1 protein-coding gene is annotated in these 1,328 nt (G+C 36.4%); it reads right to left on the reverse strand.

Annotated features, from left to right (window positions below; translation table 11 throughout):
• Positions 1 to 41: 41 nt before the first annotated feature.
• Positions 42 to 1,031: an IS110 family RNA-guided transposase gene (locus tag ACFFIP_RS17295; RefSeq protein ID WP_382389000.1), complete on the reverse strand. Its 990-nt coding sequence runs from the start codon at positions 1,029 to 1,031 to the stop codon at positions 42 to 44.
• Positions 1,032 to 1,328 lie beyond the last annotated feature (297 nt).

A 1,328-nucleotide genomic window follows, 5' to 3' on the forward strand; every position in this document is an offset into this window, starting at 1 on the left:
TCGAAATGAATTGTGTTTAATTTCAAGTTTTGATCCAAATATTATTTTAAAATAGGATTAAGATGTCTGTAGTTTTTATCATATCCAACACCTGATTTAGCAACTGCAAACGCTTGTTTAATCAACTTATTCACCACCGCAATCATGGCTACTCTATGTGCTTTACCTTTTGCCCTCAGGCGTAGATATAAATCTTTACATGTTTGATTATAGGCTTTAGCAGATCTTGCTGCCATATAAAGGCATTTGCGAACTTCAGTCATGCCCATCTTGCATATCTTAGTTTTTCCTTTCACAGAAGTCCCTGATTCATAGATTCTGGGAGAAAGGCCTAGATAAGAAATAACCTGCTTGTAGTTTTCGAAATTATCAAAGCCTCTTAAAGCTACTATTAAAAGTAAACTTGTTTTTGGACCTATACCAGGAACCGATTCAAGCTGTTTTCTTAACTCCCCGTTTTCTATTTCTATCAATTCATTTAGATGTTTATTTGCCTCTTTAATGTTTTCTTCTATTCTTAATAGCTCCTCTTCCATAGACTTTCTAATGAGCACATTAACCGGACCTGCCGCTATAAAAGATTCCATTTTCATAAGGATTGCATGCTGGTGTTTCAAGAGCTGTTTCTGGTAGGCATACCATTGTTTGATTTGCAGATAACTCTCCTTTAAAGGTTCCCATGGCTTGATCTCCATTAAACTTCCATAGGCTGCAATGCTTTGGGCATCAGCACTATCAGTCTTGGTCCTCTTCAACTGCATCTGCATAAACCTCTTGATTACCAACGGATTTATCACAGAAATTTTGATACCTCTTTCAAAAAGAAAAGTTGCCAATTGATAATAATATGGTCCAGACGCTTCCATGACCACCCATGTGTTCTGAGGCAATTTTAACAGAAACTCTTTAAAGCCTTCGTTATTATTACTTAGTTTACCTTTTTGAATTTTCCCTTCAACGGTTTTAATATAAAAATCAAATTTTTCTTTTGAGATGTCTACTCCCGCGAATACGTGTAGAGCTTTTTCCATAATCTTGTTAACTTTACTTTTGATCCAAATGGGACCGTTGCTATCAGCAAGCCTTTTTACCTCATCAATCTATACTTAAAACAGGTTTCTGAACCTAATGAATTGTCCTGATTTCGGTAGAAAGTAGCAGAAGGGAACTGCATTTCGAAGAGTCTTTTTGACGAATGACAAGTAACGTTCTTACTCCTTCTGCTTTTGCCTGGTAGCAGCGCCCTGCTTACCTGACAAACCAAATAATATCCTGACAATTATGCAACAGTTTACATTTGCCAAACTTAGTATGACAAGGAAAAGCCT

It is taken from the genome of Fontibacter flavus (assembly GCF_042432905.1).
In the GTDB taxonomy this organism is placed as follows: Bacteria; Bacteroidota; Bacteroidia; order Cytophagales; family Cyclobacteriaceae; genus Fontibacter; species Fontibacter flavus.